This is a genomic window from Terriglobus sp. YAF25 (assembly GCF_052113305.1).
Classification (GTDB): domain Bacteria; phylum Acidobacteriota; class Terriglobia; order Terriglobales; family Acidobacteriaceae; genus Terriglobus.
In genome coordinates this window covers 1-2,268 of record NZ_JBFRCY010000729.1, presented here as the reverse complement: position 1 = coordinate 2,268, position 2,268 = coordinate 1, and the positions used below count along the sequence as shown (strand labels likewise).

General features: G+C 58.3%; 3 protein-coding genes and 2 pseudogenes. 1 reads left to right on the top strand and 4 read right to left on the bottom strand.

The genetic code is table 11. From position 1 onward, the window contains the following. The 3 genes and pseudogenes from AB4043_RS22980 to AB4043_RS22970 all read right to left on the bottom strand — a co-directional run. A pseudogene (locus tag AB4043_RS22980) lies at nucleotides 1-292 on the bottom strand (hypothetical protein); the annotation flags it as partial. Nucleotides 293-454: 162 nt separating this feature from the next. After that, nucleotides 455-952 carry a phosphatidylglycerophosphatase A family protein gene (locus AB4043_RS22975; protein ID WP_442299134.1) on the bottom strand — a complete coding sequence of 166 codons (498 nt, stop codon included), beginning with the start codon at nucleotides 950-952 and terminating at the stop codon, nucleotides 455-457. Further along, a complete protein-coding gene (locus AB4043_RS22970; RefSeq protein WP_442299135.1) occupies nucleotides 942-1,160 on the bottom strand; it encodes a DNA gyrase inhibitor YacG in 219 nt (72 codons plus the stop codon). The genes AB4043_RS22975 and AB4043_RS22970 overlap by 11 nt, the downstream gene beginning before the upstream one ends. A 192-nt stretch (nucleotides 1,161-1,352) precedes the next feature. On the opposite strand from AB4043_RS22970, the gene AB4043_RS22965 reads away from it, so the two are divergent. Next, complete coding sequence (locus AB4043_RS22965) at nucleotides 1,353-1,691, top strand: hypothetical protein (protein ID WP_442308204.1); 339 nt, start codon at nucleotides 1,353-1,355, stop codon at nucleotides 1,689-1,691. 62 nt (nucleotides 1,692-1,753) lie between these two features. Here the strand turns inward: AB4043_RS22965 and AB4043_RS22960 are convergent. Continuing rightward, nucleotides 1,754-2,268 (bottom strand): annotated as a pseudogene (locus tag AB4043_RS22960) (30S ribosomal protein S12 methylthiotransferase RimO); the annotation flags it as partial.

Sequence of the window (2,268 nt, the reverse complement as noted above, 5' to 3'; positions counted from 1 at the left end):
CCATGGGAACCGCGACTCTCACGGGAAGGGGATTGCTGGCTGAGCCGTGAGAGCGGACGACCAGGTCCCCGGTGATAGAACCTTCCGGTACTCGAACCGACAGGCGGGAAGTCCGCGAGAGAGCAAGCCGCGCAGGCACATCGCCGATGGTGACAGTCGGCAGATGCCCTTCATACACACCCAGAGCTTTGCCCTGTACCTGGAACTCGCCGTTCGGCAGGGCTGCCAGTGGTGTTACCGAGTCGAGGTGAGGCGCTTCGACATTTGACCCAAAACGAAAGGCTGCTGCCATGGGTTAAGCCTAACGCAGGTGGGAAGTTTCGCGCTGCGTGAGGCAAATTCGAGATGCCCATGCTCTGGGTGGGATTTTGGGTCCCCGGCGAACAAGTTCGTTGGGGACCCCGGATCCGCGATGGATGGGGCACCCAGTTTCGGGGCTAATTTGGCAATATATCTAAAAATTGGGGAAGGCGAAGTGCGCGATCAGCACGAAACAGATCAGCGCGTAGACCCCCGCCATCAAGTCATCGGCCATGATTCCCGTGCCCTCAGGCAGATGTTCAAGCTGGCGAACCGGCGGCGGTTTGAGGATGTCGAAGAGCCGGAAGAGCACCAGCGCCAGCACGTAGTGTTTCCAGATGGGAGCGGCGAAGAGCAACGCAACCCACTGGCCGGCTGCCTCATCGATCACCACCATCTGCGGGTCTTTGCTGCCGCTCTCGCGGGCGACGCGGGTTGCCGCGGGAATACCGATGACCGTCGCCAGGATGGCGAGGACGAGTGTCAGAAGCGCTAATTGTGGCCGGGTAAGGTCAAGAAAGAAGGCCAGCAGACGCCAGATCAGTACTGCGAGCACTGATCCATAGGTTCCCGGACCTGGCTTGAGCAGGCCCGAACCGAAAAAAGTGCCGACAACCCATGCCCAAGTGGTTTTGCGTGCGTTAGTCGTCATCGTTGTCTTGCTGCGGACGCCGGGCATGTTCCGCAAGTCCTTCCAATACTTCAGGATCCAGAATTGGGGAAGAGATGCGGTAATCTCCCGAAGCCCATTTGCCGAGGTCGATCCGGCGGCAGCGGTCGCTGCAAAACGGGAAGTCGTTGTTCTTTTCCAGCACCAGCGCGCGGCAGGTGGGACAGCGGAGTGCCTTGTTCTGAGCCATCGGTTTTCCTTCTCCAAGGTACACCCTTGGCTGTGTACCGTGAAAAACCGGAAAAAATAGCAGAAAAATAGCAGCGCCGGCGCATTTGGCAACGTCTGTATTCGGGGCGTAAGATTTCACGCCGGAAGTAAAGCAGTACGCAGTCGGCAGTACCGCAGTACGTCGTTGAAGGAATTAGAAAGGTAATACCGCATGAAGAAAACAATCCGTTTTGTTATGCCGCTCGCAGCAGCGGCCATCCTTGCCAGCTCCTCGGTTATGACGCTGGCCCAGCAGACCCAGTCCCCTACCGCCGCGCAGTACAACGGCTCGTTCGCAGGCTCTCCGGAACAGGAGCAGGYCTACAAGGACGGCATGGAGGCGGCCAAACTGGATACRCTGGCCAAGCGTAAGATCGACCCCACCAGCTCGCACCTGTACAAGAACCCGCCTGCCCGCGTGAAGAAGGATCAGCGTGATGCATATCGCTCTGCCTTCACCTCCGGCTACAGCAAGGCGATCAACGATGCGAAGGCAAACGGCGGTTTCTAACGCAAGGAAAGCAGAAAACAAAAAGGCCCCATCACGGGGCCTTTTTTACTGTGTCTGGATGATTACTGCTCGATGATGCGGGCGACTACATCGTAGTCATGCGATTCGGTGATCTCCGCGCGATAGAAGGTGCCGGGAACCAACGCCTCGTGCGGCCCAAAGTCATTGATGAGCACCTTACCGTCGATCTCAGGAGCATGCAGCATGGTGCGTGCGTCCCACAGCAAAGGTGTCTCTTCATTCGGACCCTCGACCAGAATCTCGACTTCGCGTCCCACCCAGGCCTTCTTTGCCTTGGTGCTGAGCTTCTGCTGCAGGCGCATCAGCTTGCGGCGGCGCGACTCGATCGTGCGCGAAGGCACCTTCTCGTCCAGATCGAAGGCCTTGGCGCCTTCTTCATCTGAGTAAGAGAAGACACCCAGCCAGTCGATTTGTGCCTTCTGGATAAAATCCATCAGCTCTTCGAACTCAGCATCGGTCTCRCCGGGGAAGCCGACGATGAAGCTGGTCCGCAGCACGATGCCGGGTACGGTTGCGCGGGCGCGTTCGATCATCTTCAGGAAGATGTCGCCGGAAC